Source organism: Micromonospora sp. NPDC093243 (assembly GCF_044753725.1).
Lineage (GTDB): Bacteria > Actinomycetota > Actinomycetes > Mycobacteriales > Micromonosporaceae > Micromonospora.
The window spans coordinates 302,791-320,969 of record NZ_JBIVNT010000007.1 but is presented as its reverse complement, the minus strand read 5'-3'; the positions used below and the strand labels follow the sequence as shown (position 1 = coordinate 320,969).

The following is an 18,179-nucleotide window of genomic DNA, read 5'->3' as shown; positions in this document are numbered from 1 at the left end:
GCAAATCGTATCAAGACGGACATGCTGATCCGAGCCGGGATCCGGGGCCTGGGGGACAGCACGAGCCCTCGCGAGGCCACCGTCCTGGAGCTGCTCTTCGACATCGTCTATGTCTTCGCCCTCGCCCGTCTCGCGGGACGGGTCGCGGACGACCTGACCATCGTCCGGCACACGCTGCTCTCGGAGGCCGGCCAGACGCTGCTGTTCTTCACCGCGATGTGGATGATCTGGTCCCTCAACGCGCTGATGGCGAGCACGTTCGACCCCCGCCGCACCGACCTTCAGGTGGTGCTGCTCGCCACGATGTTCGGCACGTTGATCCTGGCGGTCTCGTTACCGCAGGCGTTCGGCGAGCGAGGCGTGGTCTTCGCCTGCACGTACGTGGTCATCCAGATCGGTCGACCGCTCTACCTGACGCTCGCCCTGCGTGGTCACCCGATGTGGCCGGGGCCGGCCCGAGTGCTGTGCTGGCACCTGGCGACCGGGGTGTTGTGGGTGGGCGGCGCGATCAGCGGCGGCACCGGCCGCGGCGTGTTCTGGACCGTCGCCCTCGCCATCGAGGTGCTCGGCGCCGCCACCAACTGGCCCACCCCGATCAGGGCGATCCGGCGTGGCGGCGTCAGGATCGCCTTTCCGCACCTTGCCGAGCGGTACAACCAGTTCTTCATGATCGCCCTGGCGGAGGTGATGGTGGAAACCGGCTTCGCCGTGAGCTTCCCGGGCCTCTCGATCGAGCGGACCGCCATCCTGGTCGCCGCGTTCCTGGCCGTGGTCGCGTACTGGCGGATCTACTTCTACCACAGCGGGCAGATCCGGGCGGCACCCGCCAACTCCGGCAGCTCGGCCGGCGAGGAGCTGCAACTGTCCCAGTGGGCGAGCCTGAGCCTGCTGCTCATCGTCGGCGGCATCATCTGCACCGCGGTCGGCTTCGGGCAGGTCGTCGAGGACCCGGACCCGCCGATCGACTGGGCGTTGGTGGTCATCATCTTCGGCGGTCCGGCGCTGTTCCTGATCGGGCGGGCCTTCCTTGCGCCGCCGAGGAACGGCAGGCGGCGTTCGTATGTGCTCTTCGTCGGTGTGCTGGCGTTGGGCCTGGCGGCGCCACCCATGGTGCTCATGCGACCGCTCGCCGCGGTGGTCACCGCGGCGCTGATCCTGGTCGCGGTCGCCGTCTACGACAGACTGACCTACCGGCGTGCGCCGGAGACCAACCCGGCGCTGTAGCCGACGCGCGGACCCCGAACCCCGCCACCGAGCCGAACAGCCGGTGACGGGGTCGGGACGTGACCGGTCAGCCGGGCGTCACCCCGCGCGGCACTGGCCGGACGCCGCGCCGGAGACGGTGTTCGGCGCGCCGAGGTCGACCGGCGCGGGGCTGTTGCCGGAACAGTGCAACGTGGTGACCTCGTTACCGGCGACGATGGGCGCGGTCGTGCCGGTGACGTTGCCGGAGAGCAGCATCGCACCGGTCACCTCGGTCCCCACCACCGTGACGTGGTCGGTGGTGCCGGTCACCGTGACCGCCCCGCGCACGGTGGTGTTCAACAGCTCGACGGCGTCCGCCCCGGTCGCCGCCACGCTGCCCGAGATCGAGGACCGCTCGGCGACCAGTGCGGCACCGGGCCGGACGACCACCGCCCCGGAGACGGTCGCCCCGCGCAGGCAGGTGACCCCGGAGGTCACCACCAGCGCACCCGAGTGCCGGCCGGAGATCACGTCGCTGCACGCCGGCGGCGACGGGATCAGCGTGGCCACGAATTCCTTCGCCGGGCCGATGTTGCCGACGGCGTCGATGCCCCGGTACTCGATGGTGTGCCGGCCGTAGCCGGGGGTGCGCGTGGCGAACGGCGACACCGACAGGCCGCCCGAGCCGAGGTTGCCGTAGACCAGGCCGTCGACGTCGGTGCCGGTGGCCGTGAACAGGAAGGGCGCCTGCGCGTCGGTGGGCCAGCCGTAGTAGTTGTGCCACCCGTCGCGGTCCAGGCGGAACTCCGGGGTGACCTGGCCCTGGCCGTCGTCCGTGCCGGTCAGCTTCATGCCGAACGGGCCGTTGTACAGGTACTCGGTGGGCCTGCCGGGCCTGGTCGTGGTGAGCAGCGGCTCGGAGAGGTCGTAGTCGACCTGCGGCCGGGTCGCGTCGACCGTCCAGCTGCGGGTCAACGACTCGTGCGTCACCGGGTCGCGCACCGTGGCCGTGAGCTGGTGGGCGCCACCTGCCAGATCCAGCGCGGCCAGCTCCAGGTCACCGTCGTGGCCCGGGTTGGCCACCGGCCGGTCGTCGAGGGTCCAGCGCACCGCCGGCACCCGGTCGGTGGGGTGGTTCGCCTGCACGTACACCGTGTCCCGGGCGCCGACCGCGCGGTCGGTCGCGGTGGCCGCGGTGATCGCCAACGGGCCGGCGGTCGGCGGGGTGCTCAGCGCGGTGTCGACGGTCCACGTCCGGCGCTGGGTCAGCGCGGGCGAGTCCCGGATCGCCGGATCGCGTACGAACGTGGTCGGGTCGGTCACCGTCGCGGTGACGGTGTGCGTCCCGGCGGCGAGGCGCAGCGCGCGAAGGTCGAGGCTGCGGGCGTTACCCGTGCCCGGTACGGCGGCGCCGTCGACGGACCAGGTGACGCTCAACTCGTGGCTCACCGGGTGCAGAGTCTCCACCCAGACGACCCGGTCGGCGCCGATCGGTCGGTCGGTCGGCGTGGCGTCCTGCAGGATGCCGACCCGGGCGGCGATGCGTTGGGTCATCCGCTCCCGCGCGACCTGGTCGAAGTAGAAGCCCAGCGACTTCATCATCGAGTGCTGGCTCGGTCGCCACACGCCCCGCTGCAGGTACATGCCGCCCTCGTAGCGGCCGATCGTGCCGCCGGACTCGCTCGGCTCGCCCAGCCAGCGCCACCACTTGGCCTGGGTGTCGCGCATCTGCTGCTCGGTGAGCACGGTGTGGTGCACGGAGGAGGGCTCGCCCCCGGTGTACGTGTCGCCGGCGACGCCACGGGCGTAGTAGTCGTACTCGTCCTGTAGGCCGCCGAGCGAGTGCCCGATCTCGTGCGGGCTGATCAGCGCGGAGAGCGCATTGCCCCCGGAGGCGGTGGCGTTGGTGCCGCCCGCGCCGCCGTAGGTGTTGCTGTTGGCCAGCGCGATGAGCTGCCGGTTGCCCGGGTTGGTGCCGGTCGCCAGGTTGGCGTAGGTGTTCGCGGCGGCGCCGTCGACCGACAGCAGGCGCTGCACGCTGTTGGGGTTGCAGCCGCCCCAGAAGCCCATGTCCAGCACGGTGTCCCGCTGCGGATCGGTCAGCCCGGGGTCACAGTCCACGCCGGACTCCGCGGAGGCGATCTCCACGGCGTAGACGTTGAAGTAGCTCCGGTAGGACTTGAACGGCTCGATCGTCCACAGCGTGTTGAGGTGCTTGTCCACGTGCGACCGGAACGTCGGCAGATCCGCCTCGGTGTAGCCGTCGCCCAGCAGCACCAGGTTGAACCGCTTGGCCGGATCACCGGTGACCTGGATCGGCACCACGGTGGCGCTGCCCACGTCGGCCGCTGACGCCGGTGGCGCGGCCACCAGTCCGACGGCGAGCATCGCCGCCACACACAGTCCAGCTCTGATCTTCCGCATGCGCCCCTCCGTCCGTCGGACGCCGGGCCTGTCGCCGGCCGCCCGTCGGGACGCCCCGCACCGGTCACGGCGTCCGCCATCGACCGCGATCATCCGGACGGTACCCGGGCGGCGGCTGGTCGGACAGCCCCGTCAGATCGCGGCTGGCGCACCCGTACGCCGATCGCGGAGGCCGGTGCGGGGCACACCGTCCATACCGGACGACGGTGGTGTCGCTCGTCAGGCGGTGAAGGTCTCGATGTAGCCGATCGCCGCGTCGGTCGCGGCCTGCAACGGCGTCGGTGAGCGTCGGACCTGGGTGAGCAGCAGACCGCCCTGGACCGCCGCGAGCAGCGCCGTGGCCAGCTGGTCGGGGTCGGCGTGCGCGACGAGCGCGCCGCGCTGGCGCATCCGGTGCAGCCCCTCGCGGATCGGCGCCTCCCAGCGGTCGAAGGCCGCGGCGAGGTCGGCGCGGATCGTCTCGCAGGTCTCGACCAGTTCGCTCGCCAGCGAGCCGACCTCGCAGCCGCCCGCGCAGTCGCGCTGCCGTTGCACCTCGACCGTGGCGGCGCACCACGCCCGCAGCGCCTCGATGCTGTCCAGCCGGTCGAGCAGTGGTTGCTGGCCCTGGAGGGTCCGCTCGATCTGGTGGCGGATGACGGCGCGCACCAGCTCGTTCTTGTCGCCGAAGTAGTGGTAGATCTGCGAGGCGCTGACCCGGGCCGCCTGCTGCACGTCGGGGATGCTGGTGCCCGCCACGCCCTTGGCGAACATCAGCTCCGCCGCGGTCGCGACGATCCGGTCGCGGGTGCGGCGGCCCGCGGCCGTGAGCCGGGGCGCGGCCGTCGCCGAACCCACGGGGGCTGCGGCGTCGGTCATCGTCCCAGCGTAGCGCCGGTGTGTGGGTCCGTTCCCGGGTGCGGCGTCGCCGTGCGCGCGGCGGGCCGCGGGTGGGTCGGGCGGGCGGGCCCGCGGCGCTGCGGACCCGCCCACCCCACCGACCCGCGACCTCAACGCAGGGTCGGGGGGTGCCATCCGCCGGCCATCGCCTCCGCGTCGGCCGGACCCCAACTGCCCTTGGGGTACGACGCGACCGGCTCGGTGAGGTCCAGGACCGGCTCGACGATCCGCCACTCCTGCTCGATGGCGTCCTCGCGGGCGAAGCGCAGGTGCCGCCCGTCCAGGGCGTCGTCGATCAGCCGCTCGTAGGCCTCGCGGCGATGGCCGAGCGCCGCGTCGAAGTCGACCGGCAGCTCGACCGGTCGGGACGCCACCTCGCCGCCGGGATCCTTGGCCTGGATCGACAGGGTGATCCCGTCGTTGCGGCCCAGCCGGAAGCGCAACAGGTTCGGCTGCGTGCCGGCCCCGTCGGCGGCCGGGACGAGATCGCGCTGCGGCGTCTTGAACTCCACCACCACCTCCGTGGCGGTGCCCGGCATCAGCTTGCCGGTGCGCAGGTAGAACGGCACCCCGGCCCAGCGGGGCGAGTTCACCCGCAACCGGGTGGCCACGAACGTCTCGGTGCGGGAGTCCGGCGCCACCCCGGGCTCGTCGGTGTAGCCGGCGTACTGCCCCCGGACGGTGGACTCCGGCGACAGCGGCTCGACCTGGCGCAGCACCCGGACCTCCTCCTCGCGGAAGGCGTCGTCGCCGGCCCCGGTCGGGGGTTCCATCGCGAGCAGGGCGACGACCTGGAGCATGTGGTTCTGCAGCACGTCCCGGGTGGCGCCCATCCGGTCGTAGAACCCGGCGCGACCCTCGGTGCCGAAGCCCTCGGCGAGGGTGATCTGGATGTTGTCGATGTGCTCGGCGTTCCAGAGCGGCTCGAAGAGCCGGTTGGCGAAGCGGAAGACCCGCAGACCCTCCACGGACTCCTTGCCGAGGTAGTGGTCGATCCGGAAGATCCGCTCCGGCGCGAAGGCCGCCCGCAGGGCGTCGTTCAGCTCGTACGACGATGCCAGGTCGTGGCCGAACGGCTTCTCGACGACCACCCGACCGCGCGCGGCCAGCCCGACGGCGGCCAGGCCGTCGACCACCGCGCCGAAGACGGCCGGCGGGATGGCCAGGTAGAAGAGCGGCCGCTCGGCGGTGCTGAGCGTCTCGGCGAGGTGCTGGTAGGTGGCCGGGTCGGCGTAGTCACCGGAGATCATCGTGAGGTTCCCGGCGAGCCGGTCGAAGGCCTCGTCGTCGACGCGGTCGTTCGCCTCGACCACCGACTTGCGGGCCGCCGTGATCAACTGCTGGTCGTCCCAGCGCGATCGGGCCACCCCGATGACCGGCAGGTCCAGCCGACCGCGTCGGGTCAGCTCGTAGAGCGCCAGGAACAGCTTCTTGGCGACCAGATCCCCGGTCACGCCGAAGAACACGACAGCGTCTGAGCGCAGGTCCATGGCTACGATCACCTCATCTTGGAATCAGCTTTCCAAGAGTGCGGCGCGCGTGCGACGGCGTCCATCACCCGAGGCGTGAGCTGCACGACACGGATCGGCGGTGGCCCGACCGGGTTGGCCGGACCACCGCCGGGGCAGGTCAACCCACCACTGACCGCAGCGGAACCCGGGCATCCCGCAGGGCACGGACCAGGTCACCGAGGAAGGGATGCTCGTCCACCTGGAGTCCCGTCGGGTTCGGAATCACCAGGTAGGCCGAGCCGCCCGCCACGGACGTGCGGGCCGCGCCGGTGAACCGTTCGACGACCGACCGGGTCCGGGCCAGGTCGGCGCTGGCCACCTCGATGGTGATCGGCCGCCACTCGCCGCCGAGATCCGCCGCGACCGGTGCGGCCGCGGCCCGGGCGCGGGCCGGATCGACCCCCGGCGCGGTCGGTGGTGCGCTGCGCTCGCCCGCGCCGACCGTCGCCGGGTAGAGCAGCGCGTTGGCGACCAGGTGCAGCCCGTTCTCGTTGTAGGCCCGGAAGAGCGGGTTGAACGCGAACAGCACCGCCCGGCCGGAGCCGGTCGGCTCGTCGACCACGGCCGCCGTCCCGCGCAGCGCGTCGACGCCGACGGTGTAGCCGTTGGCCCAGAAGGTGTCGCCGGTGGGATAGCTGAGCACGTTCGTGCCGGTGGTGCTCCTGCTCAGAATGGGGTCGCTGTTGTTGAACTCGAAGTCCTCGGCCGGTCGGCCGGCCGCGACCGGGCTGTCACGGTCGACGTCGACCCGCAGGTGCGAGCCGAGCACCTGGTAGCCGGCGGGCTTCGCCACCTCGGTGGTGGAGGTGAGGCCGGCGGCCCGGGCCAGCCGGGTGCCCTCGTTGCGCAACCCGAGGTAGGTGTGCCCCTGGGCGATCCAGGCGCGCAGGTTGGCCTGCCCGGCGGCGGTGAGCCCGCCGGTCGGGTTGTTGCCGTCCGGCACCAGCAGCACCGTCCGCCCGGTGAACGCCGCGGTGTTGTCGTTGATGTCGGCCGTGGTCACCGGGGTGAGGTCGAGGCCCCACCGCTCGCCCAGCACGTACCGGGCCTCGCCGTGTGACCCGGAGGTGGTGGAGATGCCGGCGCCCTGGAACAGCCCCACGTCGGGCAGTTCCAGCCGGGTGCCGGTGGCCGGCCCGCCCGGCGTCAGCGTCACCCCGAGCGACTCGGCGAGGTCGTCGACCGTCCGGGTCAGCCTGGTCGCGGCCAGCCGCACCACGCTGGTCTCCAGGTCACGCACCAGCGGTACGCCCCGGCCGAGCAGCTGGAAGGTGAACTCGGCCGCGGCGGCCGAGTCCAGCCGGTAACCGTACGAGCCCCAGGGCCAGGCGGCGGAGGTCCTGCCGCCGGAGATCTCGCGTACCAGCTGGGCCTTCGGCCGCACGTCGTCCCCGGTGTAGATGGTCGGCACGCCCATCAGCAGCGGGTTGCTCCAGGACGAGACGTCGTAGAAGTAGGGGAACGGGGTGTAGGGGTCCTCGCCCATGATCGCCTGGATCCAGTGCTTCTGCGGCTGGTCCATCGGGATCCAGTACGCGCCCTTCGGCACGGTGACGTTTGTGGCGCTACGCCCGCCGAAGACGCGCGCCGTCGGCACCCGGGTCGGCCGCGTCACCTCGTAGACCTCGACGTCCATCCGGCGCAGCCGCTCGACCAGCTGCCGTACGTCGGCGAGCTGCCGGTCGGGCAGCAGGAAGTACGACCGGATCTTGATGTCCGGCACCGGGAACTGGACGGTGTTGGTGGGCTGGACCACCTCGTTCGGCTCCAGCGCGCCGGCCCGGCCCTGGGCGAGCGCGTCCGTCCAGATCCGGTAGTAGTCGGTCAGCACCTCGTGCTTGTTGGCGGCAGCCCAGCCGAGGGTGGACCACTGGGTGTGGAACTGCTGCTGGACCCGGTCGGCGACCGCCGACGCGCTGCCCTTCTCGAAGGTCATCCCGGCGGCACCGAAGCCGGCGGCCGGCACGGTGTCGCCGTAGCCCATGAAGAAGAGGTCGTAGGTCGAGTAGTTGAAGTAGCACTCGGTGGTCACGGCCCCGCCGCACGCGCCGTTGTAGCCGAAGCCGGCCTTGTTGGCCTCGCCGATCCGGTTGATCCAGTCGACGGCCTCGCCGGCGATCTCGTGGTGGATCGGGTCGGCGTTGGGCGGGAAGAAGTACTGCCGCCCGGTCATCTCGTGGGCGTCGATGAAGACCTGCGGCGGGTAGCGCCGCATGAGCTCCAGCTTGCTGTCGGTCTCCTGCTGGGTGCGGGCGAACCAGTCCCGGTTCAGGTCGAAGCCGAACTCGTTCTGCCGCCGGTTGGCGTCGCGGCCGTCCGGGTTCTGGGTGGGCACGATGATCGTGACCAGGTTCTCGTTGCGCTCGGCGACCTGGCAGGACAGGCCCGCGGCCAGCTCGTACAGCGTCTTCAGCGCCGCGTCGGCGCCGCTCTTCTCGCCGCCGTGCACGTTGCCGGCGACCCAGACGATGGCCGGGCGGTCGGCTGCGGTCTCGGCGGCCTCCCGCCGGCTGGTGCGGCGCGGGTCGCGCAGCTCCCGGATGTCGTCGGCGATCGACCGCAGCGCGGCGGGCCGGACGTTGCGCTCGTGCGACACGACCGCGTACGGCAGGGGCTGGCCGAGCACGCTGCTGCCCAGCACACCGGTGACCACCCGGTTGGAGGCGGTGTCCACGGCGCCCAGGTAGGTCCGGATCTCGTCGTTGGTCACCACCCGCTCCTGCCCGACGCCGAGCGGGAAGCCGAGCACGGCCTCCGGGCTGGGCACGGTGGACAGTCGGGCGGTGGGGTCCGTGCTGCACGACCGGGGAGAGGGTGGCCGGGCCGCGGCCGGCGCGCCGCCCAGCAGCGGCGTCGTGCCGACCAGGAGCGCGATCGCGGCGGCGCTCGCCAGCCGGCGTGCGGGGATCATCCGGAGTGGACGCTTCGACGGGGCCATGCAGGTTCCCTTCTCGGGAATGGCACACATTGATCAGAGCCTATGACCTGCGGTTTTGCCGGTCAAGATCTCGTTGACGGCGCGCTGCCGGCGCGATGCCCGCCCGGCCGATCGCGACACGGCAGGCCGTGGGCGTGCGCGCGGTTTGCGGGCGCCGGTCGGGGGCACCCGGCGGGGAGCCGCGGTGGCCGGTGATCACGGCGAACCGGCGCGGCAGGGCTGCCGAGAGGGGCGAATGTGAAGGCCGTGGTGTGGCAGGGCGCCGCCGAGCTTCGCGTGACCCAGGTGCCCGACCCGCAGCTGCGCAACGAGCAGGACGCCATCATCCGGGTGCGCAAGAGCGTCACCTGCGGATCCGACCTGCGCCTGCTGGGCGGGCATGGCCCGTTCCTGCGGCGCGGCGACGTCCTCGGCCACGAGTTCCTGGGCGAGGTGGTCGAGGTCGGTCCGCGGGTGCGCAGGCACCGCGTCGGCGACCGGGTGGTGGTCTGCTCGTTCATCTCCTGCGGCCGGTGCTGGCACTGCCGGCAGGAGGACTACTCGCTCTGCGACAACGCCGACACGGAGGCGACCGGATACATCGCCCCGGGCGGCTGCTACGGCTCCTCGCCCGCGCTCGGCGGCTTCGCCGGCAGTCACGCCGAGTACGTCCGGGTGCCCTACGCCGACCAGGGCGCCTTCAATGTCCCGGACGGGGTCAGCGACGAGCGGGCGCTCTTCGCCTCCGACTCCGCCCCGACCGGCTGGATGGGCGCCGACCTCGGCGGCGTCAAGCCGGGTGACGTGGTCGCGGTCTGGGGCGCGGGCGCGGTGGGCCACCTGGCGGCGAGCGCGGCGGTGCTGCTCGGCGCCGAACGGGTGATAGTGATCGACCGGCTGGACGACCGGCTGGCGATGGCCCGGACCCACCTGAACGTGGAGACGCTCAACCATCGGACCCAGGATGTCGGCGGTGAGCTGCGGGAACACAGCGGCGGGCGAGGCCCCGACGTATGTATCGAGGCGGTCGGCACGCAGGCGCCCAGCACCGGGCCGCGGTCCTGGTGCGACCGGGTCGGACGCCGGCTGCGCCCGGAGCCGGACCGGCCGGTCGCGGCCCGGGAGGCGATCCGCCACTGCCGCAAGGGTGGCAGCGTCTTCCTGCTCGGCGGCCACGCCGGACCGGTGGACAGGTTTCCGCTCGCGGCGGTGGTGGACAAGGGCCTCACCCTGCGCGGCGCCCGGCAGCACGGGCAGCGCTACATCCCGATGCTGCTGGAGCGGATGGCCCGCGGCGAACTGGTCACCGAACATCTCGCGACGCACACCATGCCGCTCGACCAGGCCCCGCAGGGCTACCAGCTGTTCCAGAACAGGCTCGACGGTTGCGTACGGGCGGTCTTCGAACCGGTCGAGTGAGCCCTCCCGGCTCTGCGCCGTTTGTTGGGCGACGGCAGGGGTAGCCGCCGGGAACAGAGCGGGAACCCGGGTAGGCCGGCGCCCAGAGGACCGCCTCGTGCTCCGAGGGGGAGACCTGTCGATGAAAGCAGTCGTGTTCCACGGCCCGGGTGACATCCGTCTCGACACTGTCGCCGAGCCCAGGATCGAGCAACCGACCGACGCCGTCGTACGCATCACCACCGCGGCGATCTGCGGCACCGACCTGCATTTCATCCGAGGCACGGTGCCCGGGATGAAGCCCGGCAGAATCCTCGGGCACGAGGGCGTGGGAGTGGTCGAGGAACTCGGTCACGACGTCCGCAACCTCAAGCGCGGCGACCGGGTGCTGATCTCCGCCGTCCTCGGCTGCGGCTCGTGCGCCTACTGCCGTCGCGGCTACTTCGCGCAGTGCGACGACATCAACCCGTACGGCCCCCGGTCCGGCACCGGTTCCTTCGGATCTCCCGACCAGCAGGGCCCGTTCAACGGCCTCCAGGCGGAGTACGCCCGGGTTCCGTGTGCGCACACGAACCTGTTCCGGCTCCCGGATTCGGTCTCCGACGCGCAGGCCATCCCACTGTCGGACATCTACCCCACCGGCTACTTCGGCGCGGTCATCGCCGATGTGTCGGACGGCAACGTGGTGGCGGTCTGGGGCTGCGGGCCGGTGGGACAGTTCGCCGTCCTCTCCGCGTTCCAGCGCGGCGCCGCCCGGGTGATCGCGGTCGATGGTCACGCCGACCGGTTGGAACGGGCCCGGACGCTCGGCGCGGAGGTGGTCAACTTCAACGAGGTCGACCCGGTTGAGGCGATCATGGAACTGACCCTCGGCATCGGCGTCGACTGTGCCATCGACGCGGTGGGCGTCGACGCGGAGAGTGCGAAAGCCGGGCCCGCCGCCGCTGCGGCCCGCCAGGCGGACGAGCGGCACCGCGAGGAGTTGCGGCGGATCGCCCCCGAGACCAACCAGCAGGACGGACGCTGGAAGCCCGGCGACGCGCCGAGCCAGGCCCACTTCTGGGCGATCGACAGCCTGGCCAAGGTCGGGACCCTGGGCGTCGTCGGGGTGTATCCGGCGACCGACACGTCCTTTCCCATCGGCACCGTGCTGAGCCGCAACCTCACCGTCAAGGCCGGGAACGGCAACCATCCTCGCTACATCCCGCGGCTGTTGGCCATGGTCGAGTCCGGCCTGGTCGATCCGGCGAGGATGTTGACGCAGCACGAGCCGTTGAGCGATGCGCTGGCCGCCTACCGCGAGTTCGACCTGCGCAGCCCCGGCTGGCTCAAGGTGGCGCTGGAGCCCAGCCCGGTGCTGCAACGGGCCTGAGCGGGCCGGATCCGACGAGGTGGGCCGGAGCTTCGAAAGCTCCGGCCCACGTCGGTATGGCGGGACGTCCTACGAGACGGGGTACTCGGCCAGGTAGACCGGTGCGCCGACCCGGTTCATGTCGGCCGCCTCGCCCACGCCGTTGACCACGTGGTCGATCGTGCCGGCGCTCAGGTTGACCGTCATGATGTGGTGCAGCCGCACACCTGGCCGCTCCGGCACCTCGAAGCCGTTCTCGGTGTGGATCGACGGGTTGTTCTGGTTGAAGACGTAGACGCCGCCGCCGTAGAGCGTGTGCTTCCGCACCCGGTCGCCGACCTTGTACCCGGCCCAGCCCTCCACGTCGCCGTTCATCCAGTCGGCCTGCGTCGGCGGGTCGTACGGCAGCTCGTTCTGGTAGAGGATCGTCGTGCCGTCGTCGCCGTTCCAGACCGTGTTGTAGCGCTGGAAGTGCTCCACGAATAGGCCGGTCGCCGTCACGTGGTCGCCGTTGATGACGGCACCGTAGCGACCGGTGTTGGTGCGCCAGCGCTCGGTGTCGCCGTTGACGCCTTCGGTGAAGCCCTCCACCCCGTGGTCACCGCGCCAGACCCAGGTGTGGTCGATGAGCACGTTGTCGCTGTTGACCTCGAGCGCGATGTTGGTCCGGCCGATGTGCGGCCCGCCGACGCGGAAGTACACGTCGGAGAGGGTGGTCGGGTTCGACGGGGTGCTGGCGTTGCGCCCGTGCTTCTGGCCCACCCGCAGCAGCACCGGCGACTCCCGCAGGCCGGCGTCGATGGTCAACCCGGCCACGATCACCCCGGGCACGCCGGCGACCTCGAGCGGCACCGAGCCGTTCACGGCGGTGAGGGTGGTGTGGCCCAGGCCGAGGAGCACCGTGTTCGGGCGCTTGACCTCGATGCTGCGCGCGATGTCGTACACCCCGGGGGTGAACAGCAGGTGCTTGCCGCGGGCGAGCTGGCTGTTGATGACGCGTACCGAGTCGGACGGCCTGGCCACGAAGAAGTCGTCGATCGGGATGGTGCGGCCCGGCGTCATCCCGTCGGCCCAGGAGACGCCCCGGCTGTCCCGCTGCGCGGCGGGCACCCGCACGTTGTACCTGCCCTTGCCGTCCACGAAGAGGTAGGGCTTCTCCCGGCTGAGCGGGGTGCTGTCCAGGGTGGTGTACGGCGGGTCGGGGAAGCCGGCGTCGTCCGGGGCGCCGACGACGCCCGCGAAGACCTGGTTCCACACCCCGTTGGACCAGCTGGCGACCTCGCTGTTGCGGGTCAGCCACTGCTGCTGGGAGCCGTTGGTGGTGGCGGGCAGCCGCGAGTCGGCGATGAAGCCGCCGCTGGCGTACTGCGGGCCGGCGGTGCAGTAGTCCATCAGGGAGAGTCCGCCGCCGTTGATGTTCAGCCGGCGCATCGACACCGCCTGCGAGACGGCCCAGAAGTTCGCCGAGGACCGGCAACCGTCCTGCCCCGCCGCGTTGATGGTGAGCGAGAGGTTGGACAGCGTGCGCCAGAAGTTGACCAGCGCGATGCAGTTGCCCGTGCCACCGCCCTCGAGGCAGCGGTTGTAGACCTCGATCTTGCCGTTGATCTGGACGTCGGTGGGGGACGCGCCGAGGCCGGCGACCTCCGTGTAGTAGCCGACCTTGATCTGCAGCGGCTGCTCGGGGGTGCCGTAGCTGCCCGGCTTGAACAGGTAGGCGTACCGCTCGGTGCCCATCTCGTTGCCGACCTGTCGGGCGTGCGTCGCGTCGAGCGTCGCCTGGATCTCGCTGACCGGCATGCTCGGGTCAAAGATGGTCACGTTGGGTCCGAAGTCCGGCGGACCGTGCCGGGGCGGGGTGGCGGTCGCCGCCGTGCCCGTCGTGCTGACCGCGGTCGTCAGTACGACGCCGAGGATGAGCGCCCGGCCGAGTCGCCGAACGCCGAGGGACTGGGTCATCCGGTTCGTCCTCTCCGCCGCGCCGGAGAACGGGCTCCGGACGCGGTGACGTGGGGTGGGGGAGCGCGCTGTGAGAGCGCTCTCCGATCCGTCCGACTTGTATCACGCGGTAATAAAGGGATCGGCATGTTTCTACCCGGTAAACCGCCGAGGCGCTACGGCCCGGGCGGTCAATCACTCGGTCGGTGGCTGCTCCGGAACCACGCCCGCGTAGCGGGTACGCATGATCTCGCTCGCCGCGGGGCCGGCGGCGAAGACGAAGTTCTCCGGATCCAGCCGGCGCCCGGTGGCCCGGTCCACCACGACCGGCTCGACCTCGGCGCCGGTTTCCCGGTCGACCAGGATCATGCTGCGCTGCTCGGGCTGGAGCCGGGAGTTGCCCCAGGCGGCGAGCGTGACGATCACCGGGCGCAGGCTGCGCCCCAGCTCGGTGAGGACGTACTCGTAGCGGTCGGGGTGGGTCTGGTAGCGGCGGCGCTCCAACAGCCCGTTGGCGGTGAGCGTCCGCAGCCGGCTGGTCAGGATGCTGGAGGAGATCTTGAGGTTCTCCTGGAACTGCTCGAACCGGGTATAGCCGTCGAAGGCGTCGTGGAGGATCAGGAGGGTCCACCACTCGCCGACCACGCCGAGCGTCGCGGAGAGCGGGCACTCCCGGTCCTCAAGCCGGATCTTCCCTGCCATGGGCTGCCTCCCCGAGTAGGTGCTAATGTCGAAGCGACTCACTTCTAGTTCAGCAGTAACTGTACGACGCCGTCGCGTGTCCGTCCCGCGCTGCCCATGGAGAGGAAGAGGCCATGACCCTGGCGGATCGAGACCCGCTCGGTCGCCCCGCCTGACCGTCCCAACACCGCCAAGGAGCAGCAGCATGACCACCGCACCCGACCTCATCCGCCGCTACTTCGAGCTGGCCGGCCAACCCGACAAGGATGCCTACCTCGCCCTCTTCGCCGACGACGCGGTGGTCGAGGACGAGGGGAAGACGTACCGGGGCATCGAGGAGATCCGTGTCTGGCGCCGTGAGGTGCCGCTGGTGTCGTACGAGATCACCGACGTGCGGGACACCCCGGAGGGCACCGTGGTGACCGCCACCATCACCGGCGACTTCCCCGGCAGCCCCTTCGCCGGGCTGCGGTTCCGCTTCGAGGAGTACGACGACAGCCACGTCCGGCGGCTGCGCATCGCCCCCTGACGGGCTGGCCGGAAGTGAACCCGCCCGCGCGCGGCCCGGGTTAGATTCCGCCAGTGGACCCCCGAACCGGTGCGATCGAGGCCTTGAAGACGGATCCCGAGACCGTCTCGCTTCGCCGGTCGCTGGAGGTCTACTACGGCGACCCGGCCCGCGAGGCGGCCATGGACGCCTTCTACGCGCGGTTCGTCCGGCCCGGTGACCTGGTGTTCGACGTGGGCGCGCACGTGGGTGACCGGGTCGGCAGCTTCCGCCGGCTCGGCGCCCGCGTGATCGCCGTGGAACCGCAACCACCCTGCGTCCGGGCCCTGCGGGCGATCTATGCCCGGGATCCCGGGGTGACGGTGGTCGAGGCGGTCTGCGGTGGCCGGGCCGGGCGGATCCCGTTCAACGTCAACTCCGCCAATCCCACGATCTCGACAGCCTCGCCGCTCTTCATCCGCGCGGCGGACGGCGCGGCCGGGTGGGCGCACGAGCGGTGGGACGCGCGGATCGAGGTCGACTCCGTCACCCTCGACGGCCTGATCACCGAGCACGGCGCACCCGCCTTCGTGAAGATCGATGTCGAGGGCTTCGAGGACGCGGTGCTCAACGGTCTGACCCGCCCGCTGCCCGCGCTCTCCTTCGAGTTCACCACCATCGAGCGCGAGGTCGCGCAGCGGTGCCTGCGCCGGCTGACCGCGCTCGGCGTGCACGCCTACAACGTCGCGCTGGGCGACACCATGGCGCTGGCCTCCGGGCAGTGGATGTCGGCGGCGCGGATGGCGGCGTACCTGCGTTCGCTGCCGCACGAGGCGAACTCCGGCGACGTCTACTGCGTGTCCCGCTCCCACCCCCGGCGCCCCGACTGAGCAGGCGCCCGGGGTTCGCATTGCACTTGCATCGTAAAACGCGTACCGTGTTTCGCGATGCACTTGTATTGCAAAGAAGGGGCACCCTCATGCACGTGATCGCACTCTCCGAGCTGACCGGCGGGATGATCGACCTGGTCGGCGGCAAGGCGGCCGGGCTGGGGGAGCTGATCCAGCTGGGTGAGCGGGTGCCCGAGGGCTTCTGCGTCACCACCACCGTCCACCAGGCGGGGGTCCTGCCAGAGGCCGAGATCGAGGCCGCGTACCGGCAGCTCGGTGGCGGTCCGGTGGCGGTTCGCTCCAGCGCCACCGCCGAGGATCTGCCCGACGCCAGCTTCGCCGGGGTGCAGGACACCTTCCTCGGCGTCGAGGGCGTGGCCGAACTCCTCTCCGCGATCGAGAAGTGCTGGCACTCGCTGCACGCCGCGCGGGCGGTCGCCTACCGCGATGCCCACGACATCGACCACCGGGGCGTACGGATGGCCGTGGTGGTGCAACGCATGATCGAGCCGGCGGTCGCGGGGGTGCTGTTCACCGCCAACCCGGTCACCGGTCGCCGGACCGAGATGGTGGTGGAGGCCGCCGCCGGACTGGGCACGACCGTGGTCGACGGCACCGCCGACGTCGACCGGTACGTCCTCGACGGCGCCTCGGGGCCAGAGCGGGGGGTGCTTACCGCAGCCCAGCTCGGCGAGCTGCGCCAGGTCGGCGAGCGGCTCCAGCGCCACCTCGGCAGCCCGCAGGACGTCGAGTGGGCGTACGACCGGCAGGGCGAGCTGTGGCTGCTGCAGTCGCGACCGATCACCACCCTCTTCCCCCTCCCACCGGCCAGCGACGACCCCGAGCCCCGCGTCTACCTGGAGTTCGGCCACGTGCAGGGCATGCTCCAGCCGGTCACCCCGATGGGCATGTCCACCCTGAAGTCGCTGGTGGCGGGGATGTTGGCCGGGTTCGGACTCAAGGTCGAGATCACCGACATCGGCGGGCGGCTCTACGGCGACCTGACCGACCTGGTCCGTCGCCCCGCCACCCGCAAGCGTCTGGTCAGCCTCATGGCGGTGGACTTCGGCCCGCGCGCCCAGGCGGTGATGGAGCAGGTGCTCGCCGACCCCCGCTTCGCGCCGCGCCCCGGCGGTCGATCGGCCGGGGCCGGTGCCGCTCCGAGCGCGCGCACCGCCGTCCGGGCGCTCGCCGGGGTCACCCGGGCGCTGGCCCGGCCCGACGCCGCACGGACCCGGTTGTTCCGGGAGATCGAGCGGCTCGAGACGGGGTCGGCCGCTCCGGACGGGCTCGACACCGCCGCCGACCGGCTGCGGTTCGTGCAGGAGCAGGACCCGACGGCGAGCCCGGACGACATCGTCTGGCCGATCGTCGCCGGCATGTTGGCGGCCACGCTTCCGGCCCGGCTGCTGCGCGGGGTGGCCAGCGAAGACGAGATCAACACGGTGCTGGGCGGCATGCCGCACAACGTCACCATCGAGATGGACCTGGCCCTGTGGGGGGTCGCCGAGCGGGCCAGGGACCACCGGGATCTGCTGCTCGGCACCCCGCCCGCGGAACTCGCCGCCCGGTACCGGCAGGGGGCGCTGCCCGACATCGGGCTGTCGGCGTTCCTGGACCGCTACGGCCACCGCGCGGTCGCCGAGGTCGACCTCGGGGTGCCACGGTGGGACGAGGATCCGACACCGGTCCTCGCGATGATCGCCAACTACCTGCGGCTCACCGACCCCGAGCAGGCGCCCGACCGGCGCTTCGCCCGGGCGGCGTCCACCGCCGAGGCCACCCTCGACCAGGTCGTCGCGCGGGCCCGCCGCCGACGGCCGGTCCGGGGTCGCCTCGCCGGCTTCCTGCTGCGCCGGGCGCGGTCGCTGGCGGGCCTGCGGGAGGCCGGCAAGTTCGGTGGCCTCTACCGGCTGCGCGAGGTGCGCCGGCAGTTGCTGCTGATCGGCGCCGAACTCGCGGACGGTGGCCTGCTGGCGCAGCCGGCGGACATCATGTTCCTCACGCTCGAGGAGGTGGCGACGGCCGTGCACCAGCACGCCGACCACCGGGGCGCCGTCGCCGCCCGCCGGGCGGTGCACCAGCGGGAGCTAAGCCGAAGGACGGTGCCGGTGGCCGTACTCTCCGACGGCACCGACCTCGAGGCGGTCCTGCCGGCGGCGGCTGCCCCCGACGGGGCGCTGCGCGGTGTCGGCGCCGCGGCCGGGGTGGCGACCGGCCGGGCGCGGGTCGTCCGCGACCCGGCCACCGCCCACCTCGAACCCGGCGAGATCCTGGTCGCGCCCACCACCGATCCCGGCTGGACGCCGCTCTTCCTGACCGCCGCCGGGCTGGTCACCGAGACCGGCGCGGTGATGGCGCACGGCCCCACGGTCGCCCGCGAGTACGGCATCCCCGCCGTCATCTGCGTCCCCGGCGCCACCCGGGCGATCCGCACCGGGCAGATCATCACGGTGGACGCCGCGGCCGGGACGGTGACTCTGGGCTGACCCGGCACGCCGCCCGCCGCGGGCCGCGA

The 18,179-nt window shown here is 71.9% G+C and carries 12 protein-coding genes; 6 read left to right on the top strand and 6 right to left on the bottom strand.

Features of this window, described 5'->3' with window-relative positions; all coding sequences use genetic code 11:
- The first annotated feature begins 21 nt into the window (after positions 1–21).
- A complete protein-coding gene (locus ACIP9D_RS24835; RefSeq protein WP_350873258.1) occupies positions 22–1,224 on the top strand; it encodes a low temperature requirement protein A in 1,203 nt (400 codons plus the stop codon).
- A gap of 78 nt (positions 1,225–1,302) precedes the next feature.
- Here ACIP9D_RS24835 and ACIP9D_RS24830 read toward each other — a convergent pair whose 3' ends face one another.
- The 4 genes from ACIP9D_RS24830 to ACIP9D_RS24815 all read right to left on the bottom strand — a co-directional run bounded on the left by ACIP9D_RS24830 (position 1,303) and on the right by ACIP9D_RS24815 (position 8,910).
- On the bottom strand, positions 1,303–3,609 hold the full coding sequence (locus ACIP9D_RS24830; RefSeq protein ID WP_350873257.1) for a M64 family metallopeptidase: 2,307 nt from the start codon (positions 3,607–3,609) through the stop codon (positions 1,303–1,305).
- Between the two features lie 219 nt (positions 3,610–3,828).
- Complete coding sequence (locus ACIP9D_RS24825) at positions 3,829–4,467, bottom strand: TetR/AcrR family transcriptional regulator (RefSeq protein WP_350873256.1); 639 nt, start codon at positions 4,465–4,467, stop codon at positions 3,829–3,831.
- Between the two features lie 131 nt (positions 4,468–4,598).
- The gene (gene zwf, locus ACIP9D_RS24820) at positions 4,599–5,978 is read right to left on the bottom strand and encodes a glucose-6-phosphate dehydrogenase (RefSeq protein WP_350873255.1); all 1,380 of its coding nucleotides are present in this window, start codon (positions 5,976–5,978) and stop codon (positions 4,599–4,601) included.
- A 139-nt stretch (positions 5,979–6,117) separates the two neighbouring features.
- On the bottom strand, positions 6,118–8,910 hold the full coding sequence (locus ACIP9D_RS24815; protein WP_350873254.1) for a M14 family zinc carboxypeptidase: 2,793 nt from the start codon (positions 8,908–8,910) through the stop codon (positions 6,118–6,120).
- A gap of 264 nt (positions 8,911–9,174) precedes the next feature.
- Here ACIP9D_RS24815 and ACIP9D_RS24810 point away from each other — a divergent pair, with 264 nt between their 5' ends.
- Positions 9,175–10,335, top strand: a complete 1,161-nt coding sequence (locus ACIP9D_RS24810; RefSeq protein ID WP_350873253.1) for a zinc-dependent alcohol dehydrogenase — start codon at positions 9,175–9,177, stop codon at positions 10,333–10,335.
- A 121-nt stretch (positions 10,336–10,456) separates the two neighbouring features.
- Positions 10,457–11,686: a zinc-dependent alcohol dehydrogenase gene (locus ACIP9D_RS24805; protein WP_350873252.1), complete on the top strand. Its 1,230-nt coding sequence runs from the start codon at positions 10,457–10,459 to the stop codon at positions 11,684–11,686.
- Positions 11,687–11,755: 69 nt separating this feature from the next.
- Here the strand turns inward: ACIP9D_RS24805 and ACIP9D_RS24800 are convergent, their stop codons facing one another.
- Together ACIP9D_RS24800 and ACIP9D_RS24795 are read right to left on the bottom strand one after the other, a co-directional pair.
- Positions 11,756–13,624 carry an adenylyl cyclase gene (locus tag ACIP9D_RS24800; RefSeq protein WP_350873250.1) on the bottom strand — a complete coding sequence of 623 codons (1,869 nt, stop codon included), beginning with the start codon at positions 13,622–13,624 and terminating at the stop codon, positions 11,756–11,758.
- Between the two features lie 174 nt (positions 13,625–13,798).
- Entirely contained in the window at positions 13,799–14,305 is a 507-nt protein-coding gene (locus tag ACIP9D_RS24795; protein WP_350873248.1) for a helix-turn-helix domain-containing protein, read from the bottom strand.
- A 184-nt stretch (positions 14,306–14,489) separates the two neighbouring features.
- On the opposite strand from ACIP9D_RS24795, the gene ACIP9D_RS24790 reads away from it, so the two are divergent.
- The 3 genes from ACIP9D_RS24790 to ACIP9D_RS24780 all read left to right on the top strand — a co-directional run bounded on the left by ACIP9D_RS24790 (position 14,490) and on the right by ACIP9D_RS24780 (position 18,150).
- Positions 14,490–14,813 carry a nuclear transport factor 2 family protein gene (locus tag ACIP9D_RS24790; protein WP_350873247.1) on the top strand — a complete coding sequence of 108 codons (324 nt, stop codon included), beginning with the start codon at positions 14,490–14,492 and terminating at the stop codon, positions 14,811–14,813.
- 53 nt (positions 14,814–14,866) lie between these two features.
- On the top strand, positions 14,867–15,661 hold the full coding sequence (locus ACIP9D_RS24785) for an FkbM family methyltransferase (protein WP_350873246.1): 795 nt from the start codon (positions 14,867–14,869) through the stop codon (positions 15,659–15,661).
- An 89-nt stretch (positions 15,662–15,750) separates the two neighbouring features.
- Positions 15,751–18,150, top strand: coding sequence for a PEP/pyruvate-binding domain-containing protein (locus ACIP9D_RS24780; RefSeq protein ID WP_350873245.1), 2,400 nt, complete (start codon positions 15,751–15,753; stop codon positions 18,148–18,150).
- The last annotated feature ends 29 nt before the right edge of the window (positions 18,151–18,179 follow it).

Coding starts and splice junctions, on each gene's coding strand:
- ACIP9D_RS24835 (WP_350873258.1), top strand. CDS start 22: ATGCTGATCCGAGCCGGGATCCGGGGCCTGGGGGACAGCACGAGCCCT.
- ACIP9D_RS24830 (WP_350873257.1), bottom strand. CDS start 3,609: ATGCGGAAGATCAGAGCTGGACTGTGTGTGGCGGCGATGCTCGCCGTC.
- ACIP9D_RS24825 (WP_350873256.1), bottom strand. CDS start 4,467: ATGACCGACGCCGCAGCCCCCGTGGGTTCGGCGACGGCCGCGCCCCGG.
- zwf (WP_350873255.1), bottom strand. CDS start 5,978: ATGGACCTGCGCTCAGACGCTGTCGTGTTCTTCGGCGTGACCGGGGAT.
- ACIP9D_RS24815 (WP_350873254.1), bottom strand. CDS start 8,910: ATGATCCCCGCACGCCGGCTGGCGAGCGCCGCCGCGATCGCGCTCCTG.
- ACIP9D_RS24805 (WP_350873252.1), top strand. CDS start 10,457: ATGAAAGCAGTCGTGTTCCACGGCCCGGGTGACATCCGTCTCGACACT.
- ACIP9D_RS24800 (WP_350873250.1), bottom strand. CDS start 13,624: ATGACCCAGTCCCTCGGCGTTCGGCGACTCGGCCGGGCGCTCATCCTC.
- ACIP9D_RS24795 (WP_350873248.1), bottom strand. CDS start 14,305: ATGGCAGGGAAGATCCGGCTTGAGGACCGGGAGTGCCCGCTCTCCGCG.
- ACIP9D_RS24790 (WP_350873247.1), top strand. CDS start 14,490: ATGACCACCGCACCCGACCTCATCCGCCGCTACTTCGAGCTGGCCGGC.
- ACIP9D_RS24780 (WP_350873245.1), top strand. CDS start 15,751: ATGCACGTGATCGCACTCTCCGAGCTGACCGGCGGGATGATCGACCTG.